Consider the following 15,912-nt stretch of genomic DNA (forward strand, 5'->3'; position numbering starts at 1 on the left):
GTCAGGGGAGGGGGTGGCAGATGTCGCGGGCGTGGTCGGTGAGGGCGGCGGCGGTGACCGTCGCCGACAGGGGCAGCATCTCCAGGCAGCGGCGGACGGCGGCGGCCATCAGCGAGTTGGGCACCCGCATGGACAGGGTGCAGTGCGGCACCCAGCGTCCCGGCCGGTACTGCTCCGACAGGGCGATCCCGGCTCGGGCCAGCCGGTCGTGCACCAGCGCGTGATGGGCCAGCAGTTCCGCGGTGGGAGCGATGCCCAGCCACAGCACCCGACCGACGAACTGCCCGGCGTGCTGGAAGTTCAACCGCAGCGGGGCGGCCACCACCGTCCCGTGCAGCGCCTCGGCGACCCGATCCGGGTCGAAGCGGGGGGCCACGGCCAACGAGACGTGCGGCCGGTGCCGCCGTTCCAGCAGGGAGCGCATGCTCTGCACCCCCTCGGCCTCCAGCGCGTCCCACAGCACCCGGATGCGCCGTGTCGCGTCGGTGTCCAGATACAGCTCCAGCGCCGCGACCACGTGATCACCCTAACGGCCGGGTTTGCCCACCGGCGGGGGCGGTATCTGGACACCGGGAATCGACGGCGTGAGGAGAGTGTCGTGGACGTGAACGGCCTGCTGACCGAGCTCTACGGCCGGCTGCCCGACCTGGTGCGGGCAGCGGTCGACGGGCTCAGCCCGGACGAGTTGCGCTGGTCGCCCCGGCCCGGCGCCAACCCGGTCGGCTGGCTGGTCTGGCACCTGACCCGGATCCAGGACGACCACGTCGCGGACCTGCTCGGTGAGGCGCAGATCTGGGCCGGCGACGGGTGGGCGGCCCGGTTCGGCCGCACGGCCGACCCGCACGACACCGGCTACGGGCACACCCCGGAGCAGGTCGCGGCGGTACGACCGGAGAGCGCGGAGGCGCTCGTCGACTACTACGAGACGGTGGCGGCGCGTACCGCTGCCTTCCTGGCCGCACTGTCCCCGGCGGACCTCGACCGGGTGGTGGACGAGTCGTGGGATCCGCCGGTGACCCTCGGCGTACGGCTGGTCAGCGTGGCCGAGGACGACCTCCAGCACGTCGGTCAGGCCGCCTACCTGCGGGGCCTCATCCGGCCGAGCTGACGTCGCCGGCCGGCGCGACGAGCCGGGCGCGGCGCAGGGCGGCGTGGGCGAGCAGGTGGAACGCCTGCGCCTCGGCGGAGGTGCCGGGGCGGGTGAAGTCCGGCGCCCCGCTCACCGGCCGGACCAGCCCGTCCGGGTCGACCTGCCGGTCGGCGGCGGCGAGCAGGTCCCGCCCGGTCCCGGCGTACGACGGCGGCAGCCACCCGTCGGTCGCGCCGGTCAGCGCCGCGTACGCCAGCATCTGCGCCACGTTGGTCTCGACGTGGCTGTCCGGGTCGTCCAGCACGTCATGGAAGAGGCCGTCCGGCCGGCGGTGCGCCAGGCAGGCGTCGAGCACCTGCCGGGCGTGCCGGGCCAGCCCGTCCCGCAGCCCGTCCGGCCAGCGGGGCAGCAGCCGCAGGGCGCGGGCGATCCCGGCGACCACCCAGCCGTTGCCGGTGCCCCAGTGCTGCGGATGTTCCCGCCGGCCCCGGTCCTCGTCCCACCGGGCGGCGTACAGGCCGGTCGCCGGGTCGTACAGCCGGCGGCGATGCCCCTTCACCTGCGCCGCCGCCTGGTCGGGCTGGCCGCAGACGGCGAGCAGCGGGACCACCATGTAGACGCTGTCCGCCCAGACCTGCCGGTTGCCCAGCAGGTGGAACAGCGTCCCGTCGTCGGCCCGCGGCGCCCTGACCAGCAGCCAGTCGAGCTGCCGGTCCAGCGCTTCGGTCCACCGTTCGCCGGGACGGACGCGGGCGGCGTGCCGCACGGCCTCGCCGCAGGCGGCGCCGTTGACCGCGCCGTCCTCGCCGGAGACGTCGCCGAGCCGGCCGTCCGGGTGTTGCCGGGTCACCGCCGCGTCGGCGAGCAACACCACCTCCCGGTCGCGTCCGAGGTCGAGCAGGGCGTGCGCCGTCACCCCCTGTTCCCAGGACTGCCGCTGGATCGCCAGCAGCGCCGCCAGCACCCGGTCCCGCCGGGGATCGCTCGATCCGCGCATGTCGCCTCCCGAACCCTGTCGTACCACGGTCGGCGGATCTCACCCGCAGTGGGTGAGCCGCGGTCACCCTCGCCAGAGGCAGGGTGACCGGGTGGCAGGAGACGGCGACGCACCGGGGGAGGAGCCATGGCCTCGTCGGCGGTGGAGTTTCTCAAGCAGTTGGGCAGCGGCATTCGCCAGGAACTGCCGGAGAGCGTGAGCGGCACCGTCCGGCTCGACCTGCGCGAGGGTGGACACACCGAACACTGGTATCTGGTCCTGCACAACCAGCGCGTCGACGTGCGCCGCTCCCCGCAGGACGCCGACCTGGTGCTGTGCGGCGACCGGGAGGCGTTCGACCAACTGGCCAGCGGGCGACGACGCCTGGTGGAATCCCTGATGCGCAACGAGCTGAGTGTGATCGGTGACCTCCAACTGGCGTTGTCGCTGCGGCGGATCCTGCCCGGCCCGCCCGGCGCGCGGCATCCCCGCGAGTTCGCCCGGCAGGAGGTCGAACGGCGGTGAGGCGGGAACGGGTGCACGTCGTCACCGGCAACGTCTTCGCGGTGAGCGACGCGCAGGGGGACATGGAGGTCGATCCGAGGACGCCCATCGGCCTCTTCTCCTTCGACACCCGCTTCGTGTCCCGCTGGGTGCTCACCGTCGACGGCGAACGGTTGCAGGCGCTGTCCCGCGACGACATGACCCTCTTCGAGACCCGTTTCTTCCTGGTGCCCGGCGCGGCCAGCCACTATGTCGACGCCGACGTGTCGGTGATCCGGCACCGGTCCCTCAACGACAGTTTCAACGAGCGGCTCACCATCCTGAACCACTCGGCGGAACCGGCCCACCTCGTCGTCCGGATGGACGTCGGCACCGACTTCGCCGACATCTCGGAGGTCTGCCACCCCTCGCCGAGGGAGACGACGACCGTGGAGGCGTCCTCGACGGATGGTGTGCTGCGGCTGCGCTACCAACGGCAGCGGTTCAGCCGGGAAGCCGTCGTCTCCAGCACCGCGCCCGGCGAGGTCGACGAGGGTGGTATCACCTTCCGGATCACCGTCCCGCCGCGCGGCAAATGGATCACCGATCTGCACGTCGCCATGATCATCGCGGGTGGGGCGGGTCATGACCTGCGATCCAGCCTGGAGTCACACCGGCGGCAGGTCCGCCACGACATGCGCGCCGACCTGCAGGCATGGCTGGACCACGCTCCGCTGCTGGTGGCCGAGGAGGGCGGCGGCCTGGCCCGCGTCTACACCAACGCGTTGGCGGACCTCGCGGCGCTGCGCTACCGGCCGTTGTCGTTTCCGGACCGGGTGCCGGTCGGCGGCCTGCCCTGGGCGATGACGCTGTACGGGCGTGACGCCCTCGTCACCGGCCTGCAGACCCTGGCCTTCATCCCCGAGTTGGCGTCGGCCACGCTGCGGCTGCTCGCGCTCGGGCAGGGCGCCCGCCTCGACGACTTCCACGAGGAGGAGCCCGGGAAGATCCTCGCCGAACAGCGCTACGGCGAGTCTGCCGCCTTCGGCGACCAGCCGACCGCCGTCTACTTCGGCGCCGCCGACACCACCCCGCTCTTCGTGATCCTGCTCGACGAGTATGAGCACTGGACCGGTGACGCGGACCTGGTCCGCCAGCTCCGTCACCCCGCCCGGATGGCGCTGGACTGGATCGACGAGTACGGCGACCTGCTCGGCGACGGGTATCTGCGGTACCTGTGCCGCAACCGGCGTTCCGGGCTGGCCAACCAGTCCTGGAAGAACTCGCCGGACGCGATCGTGCACCGCGACGGCCGGGAGGCCGCCGTGCCCCGGGCGACGTGCGAACTCCAGGGCTACGCGTACGACGCGAAGCTGCGCGGCGCCCGGCTGGCCCGCGAGTTCTGGGCCGACCCGGTGTACGCCGACCGGCTGGAGCGGGAGGCCGCCGCGCTGAAGGAACGCTTCAACCGCGACTTCTGGTTGCCGGAGCGGGAGCACTACGCGCTGGCCCTGGAGCCGGACGGCACGCCGGTGGAGACGTTGACCTCGAACATCGGCCACCTGTTGTGGAGCGGGATCGTCACCGAGGAGCGGGCGGCGGCGGTGGCCGGGCACCTGCTCTCCCCGGCGTTGTTCAACGGTTGGGGGGTGCGGACCCTGGCCGAGGGCCAGCTGCCGTACAACCCTGTCGGGGCGCACGTCGGCGCGGTCTGGCCCTCGGACAACTCGTTGATCGCCGCTGGGCTGCGGCGGTACCACCACGACGAGGAGGCGTCCCGGATCGCCGCCGGGATCTTCGCGGTCGCCGGGCTGCTCGGCGGGTCGCTGCCGGAGGTGATCGCCGGTTACCCGCGCCCGGTCACCCGGTACCCGGTCCAGCTGCCGGTGGCCGGGCGCCCCCAGTCCTGGTCCGCCGGGGCGCTGCTGATGCTGCTCGCCACCGCCCTGGGTCTGCGGCCCTGCGGGGACAACCTGCTGGTCAACCCGGCGTTGCCGGAGGAACTCGGGCGCATCGAGCTGCTCGACATCCCGGGGCGCTGGGGCCGGGCCGACGCGTACGGGCGGGCCCGGCCCACCCTGACGCCCGGTCACCGGGTTCGCCGGCCCGACTGAGCCCGCCGACGGTCACCGCTGGCCGGCCGGCGAGTCCGGTACGACGTCGGCCCGGGACTCACCGGCGTCGGTTCCCCGCGCGCCGGTTCCGGCGCGCGGCGTGGGCGCCGCCGGGCCGACGACCGGGCGGACGCCGGGCCACCGGGCCAACCCCCGGTCCACCCCGACGAAGATCAGACCGAGCAGCCAGAACCCCGCGGCGAAGAAGACCGTGCTGATCGCGACGCCGTCGTAGCCGAGCTGCCCGGCGTCGATGAACGGGTACGGGTACCTCGCCACGATCAGCCCGCGCACCAGGGCGAAACCGAGGTACGCCAGCGGGAACCCCAGCCACCAGAGGGCATGCCGGACCCGCAGCCGCCCGCGCGGGTCGAACAGCGCCCAGTCGGTGACCGCCAGCAGTGGCACCACGGTGTGCAGCAACTGGTTGCCCAGCGCCTCGGGCGGCGCCCGGTCCGGCTGGGCGACCGCGAACGGGCTGGCCGGGTTGGCCAGCACCAGGTGGTAGACCACGCCGGTGATGGTGATGTAGAGGGTGACCGCCCCCTTGAGGGCCGAGGGCGGTTCCGGCAGCCCCTGCCAGGCCCGCCAGGCGGCGTACCCCGCGAAGACGCCCACCGCCAGGTTGCTCTGGATGGTGAAGTACGGCAGAAGGCCGGTGACCGTGGCCGGACCGAGCGCGGTGAGCACGATCCCGGCCAGGACACCGACCACGATCGCCAGGCGGAAGACCATCATTACGCGTCGACGCCCCAGACTCATCGGGGCACGTTACCAGCCCGTACGGGGGCCTTCGCCGGCCGTGCATCCCGGCTGGCGTCCGCCGGGCGGGTCGGTCGAGGCCGGTGTGCCGGCGTGACCACCAGCGGCTGGGCCGCCGGCGCGCGCACCGTGGAACGCGCGCACCGCGGCGCTCTCCCCGCGCAGCTCGGCGGGGCGCGGCGCGGCGCGGACCGCCGCGAGGAGCCGCAGCAGCGGCTGCGGCCCGTCACGCGGGTCGACGACCGGATCGTCGAGCAGCCGCTCGACGGTCTCCAGGTCCAGGCGGTGTGCGTTCATCTCGTGCCCTCAGCGCCGCCACGGGCCCGGACGTCACATCCGGGGAGGCTGGGTGGCCCGGATCACCCCTGGTCAGACGGGTTGCGGTGTGGGGCAGGCGTTCACCTCCCGGGTGATCCGTCCGCCCCGGTCGATGCCGTCGTCCCACCACCCGGTAGCGGGCCCGGCGGTTTCGGTCCCGTCCCGGGGTTCTCGCGTCGCCCACCGCGGGTACGACGGCACGACATGGGTGACATTCGTGTGGGTACCTCCTCCTGGGCGGACCAGACGCTGCTGCGGGCCGGCTGGTATCCCCGTTCGGCGCGGACCCCGGCCGACCGGCTCGGTTTCTACGCGCGCCACTTCGGACTGGTCGAGGTGGACACGTCCTACTACGCGGTGCCGGCGCCGGAGACCACCGCCGGGTGGGCCGAGGCCGTCCCGCCCGGGTTCACCTTCGACGTCAAGGCGTTCAGCCTCTTCACCGGGCATCCCACCCCGGTGACGATGCTGCCCCGGGACCTGCGGCCGGCGACCGGCGCGGCCCGGATCCGCCGTCGTGACCTGCCCGGGGAGGCATACGAGGAACTGTGGCGTCGGTTCAGGGCGGCGCTGCGGCCGTTGGCGGCGGCCGCCCGGCTCGGCGTGGTGCTGCTGCAGTTCCCGCCCTGGCTGGTGCGCGGCGAGGCCGCCCGGCGGCGGATCGTGGAGCTGGCGGAGCGGTGCCGGCCCTGGCCGGTGGCGGTCGAACTGCGACACGGCTCGTGGTTCGACGGTGCCGCCGCCGCGGAGACGGTGACCTTCCTGGCCGACCACGGGCTGAGCATGGTCTGTGTGGACATGCCGCAGGGGCACGCCTCCTCGGTGCCGCCGATCATGATCGCCACCGCCGAGCCGGCGGTGGTGCGGTTCCACGGGCACAGCCCGTCCTGGTCGGACGGCGGCAAGGAGGACCGCTTCCGGTACGCGTACTCCGACGGGGAGCTGCGGCGCTGGGCCGAGCTGCTGACCGACCTGGCCGCAACGAGCCGGGAGCTGCACGTGCTGTTCAACAACTGCTGCGAGGGGCAGGCCCAGCGCGACGCGGCCCGGCTGGCCGAGGTGCTCGGCGTGGCCCCGGCAGCGCGACCCGCCCAGGTGTGATCGTGGTCGTTTGTCGCCGGGCGGGCCGGGTACCGCGCCAGGGGACGACAGGGAGGTGCGGCGATGACGTACGAACAGCAGCCGGGGGTACCGGACGACACGCGAGAGCGCCGGGTCCGCGAGGCGGAGGAGGCGCACGGCGGCAGCATGGCCCCCGCCGTGGTGGACGAGACGGGACGGCCGGTGGCCGAGCCGCCGCCGGCTCCGGCGGGCGACGAGGACGGCACCGGTTCCTGACACGGTGTGGGCGCCGGCGACGAAAAGTCGCCGGCGCCCGGTCCTCGTGCCTCGGCGTCAACGCACCTCGACGACCACCCCGCTGGTCGGGCGGGTCGGGATGCGGTGCAGCGGGATGGTCAGGTCCTGCGCCGGCAGCCGGTGGTCCAGCCGGGCCAGCCGGACCGCGAGCGACCGCAGCAGGGCCACCGTGATCCGCTCGCCCGGGCAGCGGTGCCCGGTGCGCGGGTCGCCGCCGCCCTGCGGCACCAGGTCGAACTCGCCGACCTGCCGCCCCACGAAGCGTTGCGGGTGGAAGCGGTACGGATCCGGCCACAGCCGTGGGTCGTGGTTCTGCCCGTACAGGTCCAGCAGCACCATCGCGCCGGCCGGGATGCGTACGCCGCCCCAGCTCAGGTCGGCTGCCGCCCGCCCGCCGACGAACGGCGCGAACGGGTAGAAGCGGCGGACCTCGTGGGCGTACGCCTCGGCGAAGGCCGGGTCGCCGTCGGCCAGCCGGTCCCGGTGGCTCGACCAGCGGTGCAGCGCGTGCCCGGTGAAGGCGACGAACCAGGCGACCGCCACCGTCGGCCGGAGGATGTTGAGCAACTCCACGGCGGCCAGGCAGGGATCCAGCTCGGCGCCGTCGGCGTCCCGGTGGTGGGCCACCGCCTCCACCGCGGAGCCGGCCGGCACGTCGGCCTCGCCCCGGCGTACCCGGGTGACGAGGTCGGCGAGCTGGTCCTCCCGCCGGGTACGGGTCCGCCGGGCGCGGAAGTGGCGCGGCCCGGCGGTGGCGAAGCCGTCGACCAGGGTGACCAGGTCGGTGGCGAGCCCGGGTAGCTCGTCGTCGTCGACCGGCACGCCGGTCCAGTCGCACACCGCCCGGGTCAGCACCTCGGCGGCGGCGTCGAAGAGCACCACCGGGCCCTGCCCGGCCCAGCCCTTCGCGGCGACGTCCCAGGCCGCCTCCGCCCGGGCGGCCAGACCGTCGACGTCGCCGTTGCCCAGCAGCCCGGTGAAGAGCGCCTTGCGGACGCGGTGCGCGTCGCCGTCGAGGGTGTGCACCGCGCGGTGCCCGAACAGCGTGCTGAGCACCGGTTCGGGCAGCGCCCCGTGCCGGCGGACGTGCCGTTCGTCGTAGAAGAAGCGGGCCGCCTCGGGCCCGCGCAGCGCCACCGCCCGCCGCCCGGCCAGCCGGGTGCGGTAGACGTCGGCGCCGGCTTCGCGGAGCCGGTTGGGTAGCCAGGCGTACCCCTGAGTGGCCAGGGTGATCGTGTCGTCCAGATGCCAGGGAGCCATGCCGGAACTCCTGCCCCGGACACGGCCCGCCAAACATCGCTCAGTCCCGGTTGACCCCTTCCGGACGCATTCCGGTGTCCGCCTCCCAGGCGTTGTCGGGCAGGTCGCCGCCCGCGGTGTCGTCGGGGAAGGGGCGGCGGGCCGGTGCGGGATCGGGCGGGGCGCCCGGCCCCGCCTCCGGCACCGGCGTCGGTTCGACCGGGCCGAAGCCGTGCCGCCCGGCCGGCCCCGACGGGCCCGCCGGATCCCCGGCCCGGCGGTCGCCGCGCCGCCCCTCCGGCACGGCGGTCTCCTCGCTCCCCTCACCCATGGGGTCGTGCTCACCCGCGCCCCAGGGCGGGTCGGCGTCGAAGCCGTCCGTGGTGCCCCAGGGGCCCACGGACTGCGGTCCGCGTTCGCCGCCGCCCGTCGTTGCCTCGTTCCCGGTCATGGCCACCTCGCTGCTCGTCGTGCGTCCCGGTCGTCCGGCCCCGGCGCGGCGACCGCCGTCGACACCACGACGGACGGTCCCGCGCCGGCCTGCTCGGGGTACGACCTCAGCCCGCCATCGCCATCCGGCGTTTCGCCGTACCCATCGCGGCGATCTTCCCCATCGTCTTCGGCGCGCTCATCATCCCGCCCGCGCGACCGAGCATGCCCCGGAACACCTGCCCCGGCTTCTGCTGCTCACCCATGTACGAGGTGACCACCACCAGCGCCCCGGTCAGCGCCGGGATCGTCCACTGCAGCACCTTCATCCTGCGCTGGCAGGACGCCACGTCGCCGGGCGTCTGGTAGTTGGGTTCGGTGATCCCCTCCACCGGCGGGTTGCCGGCCTTCTCCAGCCGCATGCCGAGCAACCGGCTGTACCCGGTCACCGCCAGCGCGCCGACGGTGAGCGCCGTCTTGACCGCGCTCATCCGCCCCACCCCGCGCTGGGTGAGGACGCGTGGGCTCTCCGTGGCGAGTTCGCCGACCGCACCCGCCAGGTGCGCCCCGATCGCCGCCGCGTTCACCGGTGTCCACCGGGACCAGGCGGCCGAGGCGATCGGCAGGCGTTGGGTCGAGTCGTTGATCCGCGCCGCCGCCCCGTTGACGCCGAGCGCTCCCATCAGGGAGCCGCCGAACCAGGCCGCCAGGCCCAGATCGTGCATGGAACGTAGCGCGGTGTGCCGTTCGGACATCTGTTCCCCCTCCACCGTGTTCGGGCGCAGCGGCTTACCCATCGTCGGCCCGGCTACGCACCGTCGCCCGGACCCGCCGCCGGCGGGGCTCAGCCGTGGGGTGTCAGGGTGGTGGCGAAGTCGGCCACCCGGCGGGCCAGCGGCACGCCGGCCCGGACCCAGACGAAGTGGTCCAGTGGGGCCCCGGCCTCGGCGACGGTGTAGCGGGCCCGGGTCACCGGTGCGGCGGTGAGCTTGGCGCAGAGGTGGTCGACCGTGGCGTGTGGGGTGTACCGGTCGTCGTCCATGCTCACCGCGAGCACCGGCGTGGTCAGCCGCCGCACCGCGCCCTCGGCGTCCATCCCGTCCAGCACCGGGAACCGGCCGGTGCGCGCGGTGTGCGCCCAGTCGCGGATCACCCCTCGGGCCTGCCGTCCGCCGAACCCCCACCCGGGCCAGACGCCGAGCGCAGCCGACACCGCGGCGATCCCCTGGGTGTACGCCAGCACGCCGTATCCCCGGACGCCCGGGTAGCTGCGCCACCAGGGCACGCCGACGGCGAGCAGGGCGAGCCCGTCGACCGCGTCCGCGCCGCGGACGGCGAGGTGCAGCAGGGCCGCCTGCCCACCGAGGGAGTGCCCGACCAGCAGCCGTCTGCGGCCGTCCAGCCGGGGCTTGAGCGCGTCGAGGACCGCGCCGACATCGGTGACCAGCTCCGGGTAGCCGTACCGGCAGGCGCGCGACGGCCGGGGAGTGCTGGCGCCGGTGCCGCGCAGGTCGGCCACGGCCACGGCGAGCCCGGCCTGCCGTAGCGCGGCGGCGAACGGTCGGTAGTAGCGCGCCCGTACCCCCATCGCCGGCCAGATCACCGCCACCGGCGCGTCGGGTACGCCGGCCGGCTCCGGATAGACCTGTACGCCGATCCGTGCGCGGTCGACGTCGACGAACTCCTGGGTGTACTCCGGTTCCCCGCTCATCCCCTCAGCCTACGACGGAATGCTACCGATGGGTAACAAAAGGGTGTCGGGTACGAGCCGGATCACGACCGTCGTCCACCGCGCCGGTGGGCCCGCCGTCCGGGCCCGGCTGACGGACCAGCCGCCGGGGCCGGGCCGCCGTGGCCCGTTCCACCCGCGCCACCGCGGCCAGCACCGCCGGCACGTCCAGCTCGGCCAGCGCCGGGTGCACCCCAGCCCGGGCCGGCTCGCGCGGCCCCACCCAGAGCGCCTGGTGCCAGGGCCGGTCCGGCGGTGGCCCCCACCACGCGGGCGGGACCGGGCCGAAGAGCAGCACCGACGGGGTGGCGTACCCGGTGGCCAGATGCCCGATGCCGGTGTCGCCGCTGACCACCAGCCGGGCGTGGGCGACCAGCGCGGCCAACTCGCCGAGGCCGGTCCGTCCGGCCAGCACCGCCCCGGCCGGCAACCCGGCCAGGGCCGCCACCCGCGCGGCGATGTCCCGCTCGCCGACGCTGCCGGTCACCACCACCCGGTGGCCCAGGTCGGAGAGCGCTCGGGCCACCTCGGCGAACCGGGCCGGCGGCCAGCGCCGCTGCGCCGCCTTCGCACCCGGGTGGACGACGCTCACCCCGGTCGGCATCCGGCCCGGCGCCGGGCGGCGCAGCGCCAGGTCGGTACGGTCGGCGGGGACGCCGTACCAGGCGAGCAGCCGGCACCACCGGTCGACCTCGTGCTCCTCGGCGAACCACCGCGGGCCGTCGAGGTGACCGGCCTCGGCGTTGGCGAAGGCCAGCAGCCGGCGCGGGCGGGCTCCGGAGAGCATGCGGTGCGACTGCGGGCCGCGCCCGTGCAGGTTGACCGCCAGCTCCGGTGCCGCACCGCGCCAGGCCAGCTCGCCCAACCCCTCCGCCTCGACCAGCCGGTCGACCCCGCCGACCAGGTCGACCAGCGGGGCCGTCCAGCGTGGCGCGACCAGCGCCAGCTCCTGGCCGGGGTACGCGGCCCGCAGCGCGCGCAGCGCCGGCACCGCCGTCGCCAGATCGCCCACCCCCAGGGCGCGGAGCACGAGGATCACGGCCAGGACGTTTCCCGCTGGGCGCAGACCACCAGTTCGCGCACGGCGCAGCCGGGCGGCTGGGACAGCGCGAACATGACCGCCGCGGCGGTGTCGGCGGGGTCGTTGAGGTTGGCGTCCGGGCCCGGCTTGTACTGCTCGTCGCGGTCGTCGAAGAACGCCGTGCGCATCCCGCCGGGGATCAGCAGGGTCACGCCGACCCGGCCGGCCAGCTCGGCGGCGAGGGCACGGGTGAAGCCGACCACCCCGAACTTCGCCGCGCAGTACGCGGTGGCGTCGCTGACCGCCTTGATCCCGAGCGTCGAGGCGACCGTGACGACGTTGCCGTGGGCCGCCTCCAGGTAGGGCAGGGCGGCGCGGACCACCGCGGCGGTGCCGAGCAGGTCGACGGTGACGATCCGCTCCCAGGTCTCCCGGGGCACGTCGGCGAGCCTGCCGGGCACGTCCATGCCGGCGGCGGTCACCACCGCGTCCAGGCCGCCGTGGCGTTCGGCGAGGTCCCGGGTGGCCTCCTCGGCGGCCCGGGTGTCGGCCAGGTCGCACTCGACCCACGGCACCCCGTCGCCGGGAGGGTGCCGGTCCAGCACGTACGGCCGCCCGCCCGCCTTGGTCACCGCCGCGACCACCGCCGCGCCGAGGCCACTGGACCCACCCGTGACCAGTACCGCCGCTTCGTTCACATCCCTGCTCATCGTGCTCCCTTGACCAGTCGGGTGCCGCGCGCACGCGCGGCGGTGATGGTGGCGGTGGTGGATCGCCCCGCCAGGTACGGCACGGTCACCACCCGGCCGCCCCAGCCGTGGACGAGGTCGGCCTCGGGCAGTTCGGGGGCCCCGTCGCCGGCGTAGTCGCCGCCCTTGACCCAGACGTCGGGACGCAACCGGGCCAGCGCGGTGACCGGGGTGGCCTCGTCGAAGACGACCACGGCGTCCACACAGTCCAGCGCGGCCAGCACCCGGGCCCGGTCGGCCTCGGTGTGCACCGGGCGCTCCGGACCCTTCAGCGCCCGGACGCTGCGGTCGGAGTTCAGGCAGACGACCAGGCAGTCACCGAGCCGGCGGGCGGCCTGGAGGGTGGCCACGTGCCCGGCGTGCAGGATGTCGAAGCAGCCGCCGGTGGCGACCACCGTGCCGCCGTCGGCGCGTACCCGGGCGACGAGATCCTCGGCGGCGGCCGGCCGGCGCGCGGCGGGTTCGCGACCGGCCCGGGCCAGCCCGGCGGCCCCGCCGGCGGCCACGTACGCCGACGCCGCGGCGACGGCCTCCCGCACCGCCTCCGAGGTGACCGCCCCGGCGGAGAGCGCCGTGGCGGCGGTGGCGGCGAACCGGTCCCCGGCCCCGCAGGTGTCCTCGACATGCGTCACGTCGGCCGGCGGCGGCACCACCAGCGGGGTGCTCCCCGAGTGGCAGAGCACCGCCCCGTCCGGCCCCATGGTCACCGCGACCGCCCCGACCCGCCAGCGCCGTCGCAGCTCGTGCCCGGCCCGGGTGGCGGTCGACAACGGGGAGCCGGCCCCGGCGTCGCCGGTGAGCTGGCGGAGTTCCGGGAGGTTCGGGGTGACCAGCCGGGCGCCCGGTACGGCGACCGGCCCCCTCGGGTGCGGATCCCACACCACCGGCGCGGTGGCGTCGGCGAGCGCGGCGCGCAGCGCCGGGTGTCGGACCAGCCCCCGACCGTAGTCGCTGACCAGGATCGCGCCAGCCCTAGCCAGCGCCTCCAACGCCGCCTCCGGCGGTGCGCCGGGGGCCTGCGGTGCGCCTCCCCGGTCCAGCCGTAGCAGGGTCTGCCCGCCGGCCCGAAGCCGGATCTTCTCCGGCGTCTCCCCGGGCAGCCGCAGCGGGCGCAAGCGCACCCCGGCGGTGGTGAGCAGCTCGGCGATCCGCGCGCCGGCGTCGTCGTCGGCGAGCGCCGTCACCAGCGTCACCTCGGTGCCCTGGGCGGCGGCGAGCAGCGCCGCCAGTCCGGCGCCGCCGGGCCGGTCGGTGGCGGCGCGTTCGTCGAGCACCGGCACCGGCGCGTCCGGACAGACCCGGGAGACGTTCCCGTCGACGTCCCGGTCGAGCAGGGCGTCGCCGACGACCACCAGTGGCCGGCTCACGACGGGCACCCACGGCGGCCGGGGCGGGGCCCGGTCGGCCCGGACCCGTCGGGACCGTGCCCGTTCGCGCCGTGCCCGTTCAGGGCGGCGCCGCTCGGGCCGTGGCCGTTGCGCGGGTAGCCGTTGACCACGGCCAGTTCGCGGCCGTCCGCGCCCGCGGGCAGCCGGTCGGGCACGGCGCTGCGCGGGCGTGGGGCGGCGGCCCGGGGAAGCTGGCGTACCACCGGCAGCACCTCGTCGACGTACTCGCAGAGCAGGTGCAGCGAGACCAGGTGCAGTTCCTGCACCACCTGGCTGTCCGGCGACGGCACGGCCAGCACGTCGTGGCAGGCCTCGGCGAGCGGGTTCGGGGTCGGGCCGGTGAACGCCCAGCAGCGCAGGCCGGTCTGGCGGGCGGCGTCCACCGCGCGTAGCAGGTTGGTGCTGGCGCCGCTGGTCGACATCAGCAGCAGGATGTCGTTCTTCCGGCCGTGTGCGCGGACCTGCCGGGCGAAGACCTCGTCGTAGCCGTAGTCGTTGCCGATCGCGGTCACCGCCGAGGTCTCGGCGTGCAGGGCGATCGCCGACAGGGGCTGCCGGTCGTCGCGGAGCTTGCCGACCAGTTCGGCGGTGAGGTGCTGGGCCTCGGCGGCGCTGCCGCCGTTGCCGGCCACCAGCAGCCGGCCGCCGTTGGCCAGGGTCCGGGCCAGCTCGGCGCCCCAACCGGAGAGCCGATCGGCGACCTGCCGGTACGGCAGCAGCGCGGCGGCCAGCCCGGACAGGTGTTGGTCGAGGGGGGACAGCCCGGCACCCATCAGACCACCGCCGGCGTGGCCCGGCCGACGGTGGCGACCGTGGCGTAGATGGCGCCGAGCTGCTCGGCGCAGCGCTTCCACGAGTACCGGCTGCGGACCCGGTCCAGCGCCGCCGTCGCGTACGCGAACCGGCGCACATTGTCGGCGAGCAGCCGGCGCAGCGCGGCGCCGAGGGCGCGGGAGTCGCGCGGCGGGACCAGGTCGCCGGTGAGGCCGTCCACCACGCTGTCGGCGATCCCGCCCACGTTCGTGCCGACCACCGGCACGCCGCACGCCATCGCCTCCAGCGGGGTGAGCCCGAACGGCTCGTACCAGGGGGCGGCGACGAGCAGGTCGGCGGAGCGGTACCACGCCCCCATCTCCTCCCGGGGTACCGCGCCGACCAGCCGGACCCGGTCGGCGACCCCGCAGGCCTCGGCGAGGGCGGTGAGCCGGCGGGCGAAGCCGTCGGCGGGCAGCAACTCGGCCGGCGGGCCGCCGACCACCACGCACTCGGCGTCCGGCACGGCGGGCAGCGCCCGGACGACCTCCTGGAAGCCCTTGCGCTCGACCATCCGGCCGACGGTGAGGATCCGGGGCCGGGCCGGGTCGCGGGGCACCACCGGCCCGTCCGGGCGGAACATCCGCTCGTTGACCCCGGAGGGGACCAGCGTCATCTTCGACCGGGGCACGCCGAGGCGGACCAGTTCGCCGACCTCGTCCTGGCACTGGACGATCACCCGGTCGGCGGCGCGGCCCAGGGCCCGCTCGTAGCCGATCCGGCCCGGTGGGCTGGTGTCCTTCGCCCCCTGGTGGCGACGCTTCACCGAGCCCAACGCGTGGTACGTCAGCACCACGGGAACGTTGGTGCGCCGTGCGGCGTGCACCGTGGCCAGTCCGCTCATCCAGAAGTGGGCGTGCGCCACGTCCGGACGCCAGTCCCCGTTCCGCCACTGGTCGGCCATCCAGCGGCCGAACTCGCCCATGTGCGGCAGCAGCTCGTCCTTCGGCACCCGCAGCGCCGGCCCGGCCGGCACGTGCCGCACCTGGTACCCGGCGGAGGTGTCCACCACGTCGGGCAGCTCGACGGCGTCGCGGCGGGTGTAGACCCGCACGTCGTGCCCCTCCCGGGCCAGTGCCGTGGCCAGTTCGGCGACGTGGGTGTTCTGCCCGCCGGCGTCCTCCTCGCCGAGGACGGCGAGCGGGCTGGCGTGCTCGGAGATCATCGCGATGCGCATACTTCCTCCTCCAAGATGCGGTCCCAGTCGGCGAGGAACCGGTCGAGCCCGAAACGTTCCTTCGCCACCTCCTGCGCCCGCGCGCCGAGCCGGGACGCGGCATCCCGGTCCGCGACCAGCCACCGCGCCGCGTCGACGAGCACGTCCATCCGGGTGGAGATGACTCCGGCGTCGGGTGGGACGGCGTCGACGGCTTCGGTGGTGGCGAGGGCGATGATGGGCATGCCGATGTGCATGGCTTCGATGAGGCTGAGTCCGAGTGAGG

Annotated in this window: 18 protein-coding genes and 1 pseudogene; 5 read left to right on the forward strand and 14 right to left on the reverse strand. The window is 75.2% G+C overall.

Going from position 1 to position 15,912, the window contains the following annotated elements; translation table 11 throughout:
- Nucleotide 1: 1 nt before the first annotated feature.
- Nucleotides 2-517 carry a 2'-5' RNA ligase family protein gene (locus E1165_RS22935; protein WP_132393824.1) on the reverse strand — a complete coding sequence of 172 codons (516 nt, stop codon included), beginning with the start codon at nucleotides 515-517 and terminating at the stop codon, nucleotides 2-4.
- A gap of 81 nt (nucleotides 518-598) precedes the next feature.
- On the opposite strand from E1165_RS22935, the gene E1165_RS22940 reads away from it, so the two are divergent.
- Complete coding sequence (locus E1165_RS22940) at nucleotides 599-1,108, forward strand: DinB family protein (protein ID WP_132393825.1); 510 nt, start codon at nucleotides 599-601, stop codon at nucleotides 1,106-1,108.
- Here the strand turns inward: E1165_RS22940 and E1165_RS22945 are convergent.
- Nucleotides 1,092-2,087 carry a glycoside hydrolase family 88 protein gene (locus E1165_RS22945; RefSeq protein ID WP_132393826.1) on the reverse strand — a complete coding sequence of 332 codons (996 nt, stop codon included), beginning with the start codon at nucleotides 2,085-2,087 and terminating at the stop codon, nucleotides 1,092-1,094. The genes E1165_RS22940 and E1165_RS22945 overlap by 17 nt on opposite strands.
- A 126-nt stretch (nucleotides 2,088-2,213) precedes the next feature.
- Between E1165_RS22945 and E1165_RS22950 the strand changes: the two genes are divergently transcribed.
- Complete coding sequence (locus E1165_RS22950) at nucleotides 2,214-2,591, forward strand: SCP2 sterol-binding domain-containing protein (RefSeq protein WP_132393827.1); 378 nt, start codon at nucleotides 2,214-2,216, stop codon at nucleotides 2,589-2,591.
- Nucleotides 2,588-4,663 carry a glycogen debranching N-terminal domain-containing protein gene (locus tag E1165_RS22955; RefSeq protein WP_132393828.1) on the forward strand — a complete coding sequence of 692 codons (2,076 nt, stop codon included), beginning with the start codon at nucleotides 2,588-2,590 and terminating at the stop codon, nucleotides 4,661-4,663. Before E1165_RS22950 ends, E1165_RS22955 begins: the two co-directional genes overlap by 4 nt.
- 12 nt (nucleotides 4,664-4,675) lie before the next feature.
- On the opposite strand, the gene E1165_RS22960 is transcribed toward E1165_RS22955, so the two are convergent.
- Both E1165_RS22960 and E1165_RS22965 read right to left on the reverse strand, forming a co-directional pair.
- Nucleotides 4,676-5,425 carry a Pr6Pr family membrane protein gene (locus E1165_RS22960; RefSeq protein ID WP_165945301.1) on the reverse strand — a complete coding sequence of 250 codons (750 nt, stop codon included), beginning with the start codon at nucleotides 5,423-5,425 and terminating at the stop codon, nucleotides 4,676-4,678.
- A gap of 9 nt (nucleotides 5,426-5,434) precedes the next feature.
- Complete coding sequence (locus E1165_RS22965) at nucleotides 5,435-5,722, reverse strand: hypothetical protein (protein ID WP_132393829.1); 288 nt, start codon at nucleotides 5,720-5,722, stop codon at nucleotides 5,435-5,437.
- A 225-nt stretch (nucleotides 5,723-5,947) separates the two neighbouring features.
- On the opposite strand from E1165_RS22965, the gene E1165_RS22970 reads away from it, so the two are divergent.
- Together E1165_RS22970 and E1165_RS29170 are read left to right on the forward strand one after the other, a co-directional pair.
- Nucleotides 5,948-6,844 (forward strand): DUF72 domain-containing protein, encoded by an 897-nt coding sequence (locus E1165_RS22970; protein ID WP_132393830.1) that lies wholly within the window; start codon nucleotides 5,948-5,950, stop codon nucleotides 6,842-6,844.
- A 63-nt stretch (nucleotides 6,845-6,907) separates the two neighbouring features.
- Nucleotides 6,908-7,081, forward strand: a complete 174-nt coding sequence (locus E1165_RS29170; protein ID WP_165945302.1) for a hypothetical protein — start codon at nucleotides 6,908-6,910, stop codon at nucleotides 7,079-7,081.
- Between the two features lie 57 nt (nucleotides 7,082-7,138).
- On the opposite strand, the gene E1165_RS22975 is transcribed toward E1165_RS29170, so the two are convergent.
- From E1165_RS22975 to E1165_RS23020, 10 genes and pseudogenes are all read right to left on the reverse strand, one after another.
- Nucleotides 7,139-8,362, reverse strand: coding sequence for a cytochrome P450 (locus tag E1165_RS22975; RefSeq protein WP_132393831.1), 1,224 nt, complete (start codon nucleotides 8,360-8,362; stop codon nucleotides 7,139-7,141).
- Between the two features lie 40 nt (nucleotides 8,363-8,402).
- Nucleotides 8,403-8,792 carry a hypothetical protein gene (locus E1165_RS22980; protein ID WP_132393832.1) on the reverse strand — a complete coding sequence of 130 codons (390 nt, stop codon included), beginning with the start codon at nucleotides 8,790-8,792 and terminating at the stop codon, nucleotides 8,403-8,405.
- A gap of 106 nt (nucleotides 8,793-8,898) precedes the next feature.
- Nucleotides 8,899-9,567 carry a hypothetical protein gene (locus E1165_RS22985; RefSeq protein ID WP_243704944.1) on the reverse strand — a complete coding sequence of 223 codons (669 nt, stop codon included), beginning with the start codon at nucleotides 9,565-9,567 and terminating at the stop codon, nucleotides 8,899-8,901.
- Between the two features lie 47 nt (nucleotides 9,568-9,614).
- Nucleotides 9,615-10,481, reverse strand: a complete 867-nt coding sequence (locus tag E1165_RS22990; protein ID WP_132393833.1) for an alpha/beta fold hydrolase — start codon at nucleotides 10,479-10,481, stop codon at nucleotides 9,615-9,617.
- A 142-nt stretch (nucleotides 10,482-10,623) separates the two neighbouring features.
- Nucleotides 10,624-11,538, reverse strand: a pseudogene (locus E1165_RS22995) (glycosyltransferase family 9 protein); the annotation flags it as partial.
- The gene (locus tag E1165_RS23000) at nucleotides 11,535-12,230 is read right to left on the reverse strand and encodes an SDR family oxidoreductase (RefSeq protein ID WP_132393835.1); all 696 of its coding nucleotides are present in this window, start codon (nucleotides 12,228-12,230) and stop codon (nucleotides 11,535-11,537) included. The pseudogene E1165_RS22995 and the gene E1165_RS23000, both read right to left, overlap by 4 nt.
- The gene (gene rfaE2 / locus E1165_RS23005; RefSeq protein ID WP_132393836.1) at nucleotides 12,227-13,636 is read right to left on the reverse strand and encodes a D-glycero-beta-D-manno-heptose 1-phosphate adenylyltransferase; all 1,410 of its coding nucleotides are present in this window, start codon (nucleotides 13,634-13,636) and stop codon (nucleotides 12,227-12,229) included. The genes E1165_RS23000 and rfaE2 overlap by 4 nt, the downstream gene beginning before the upstream one ends.
- A complete protein-coding gene (locus tag E1165_RS23010; protein WP_132393837.1) occupies nucleotides 13,633-14,430 on the reverse strand; it encodes an SIS domain-containing protein in 798 nt (265 codons plus the stop codon). Before E1165_RS23010 ends, rfaE2 begins: the two co-directional genes overlap by 4 nt.
- On the reverse strand, nucleotides 14,430-15,647 hold the full coding sequence (locus E1165_RS23015) for a glycosyltransferase (protein WP_132393838.1): 1,218 nt from the start codon (nucleotides 15,645-15,647) through the stop codon (nucleotides 14,430-14,432). The genes E1165_RS23010 and E1165_RS23015 overlap by 1 nt, the downstream gene beginning before the upstream one ends.
- Nucleotides 15,632-15,912, reverse strand: a 281-nt coding sequence (locus E1165_RS23020) for a glycosyltransferase (RefSeq protein ID WP_132393839.1), incomplete at its 5' end; no start/stop codon positions are given. The genes E1165_RS23015 and E1165_RS23020, both read right to left, overlap by 16 nt.

It is taken from the genome of Micromonospora sp. KC723 (assembly GCF_004348595.1).
Classification (GTDB): domain Bacteria; phylum Actinomycetota; class Actinomycetes; order Mycobacteriales; family Micromonosporaceae; genus Micromonospora.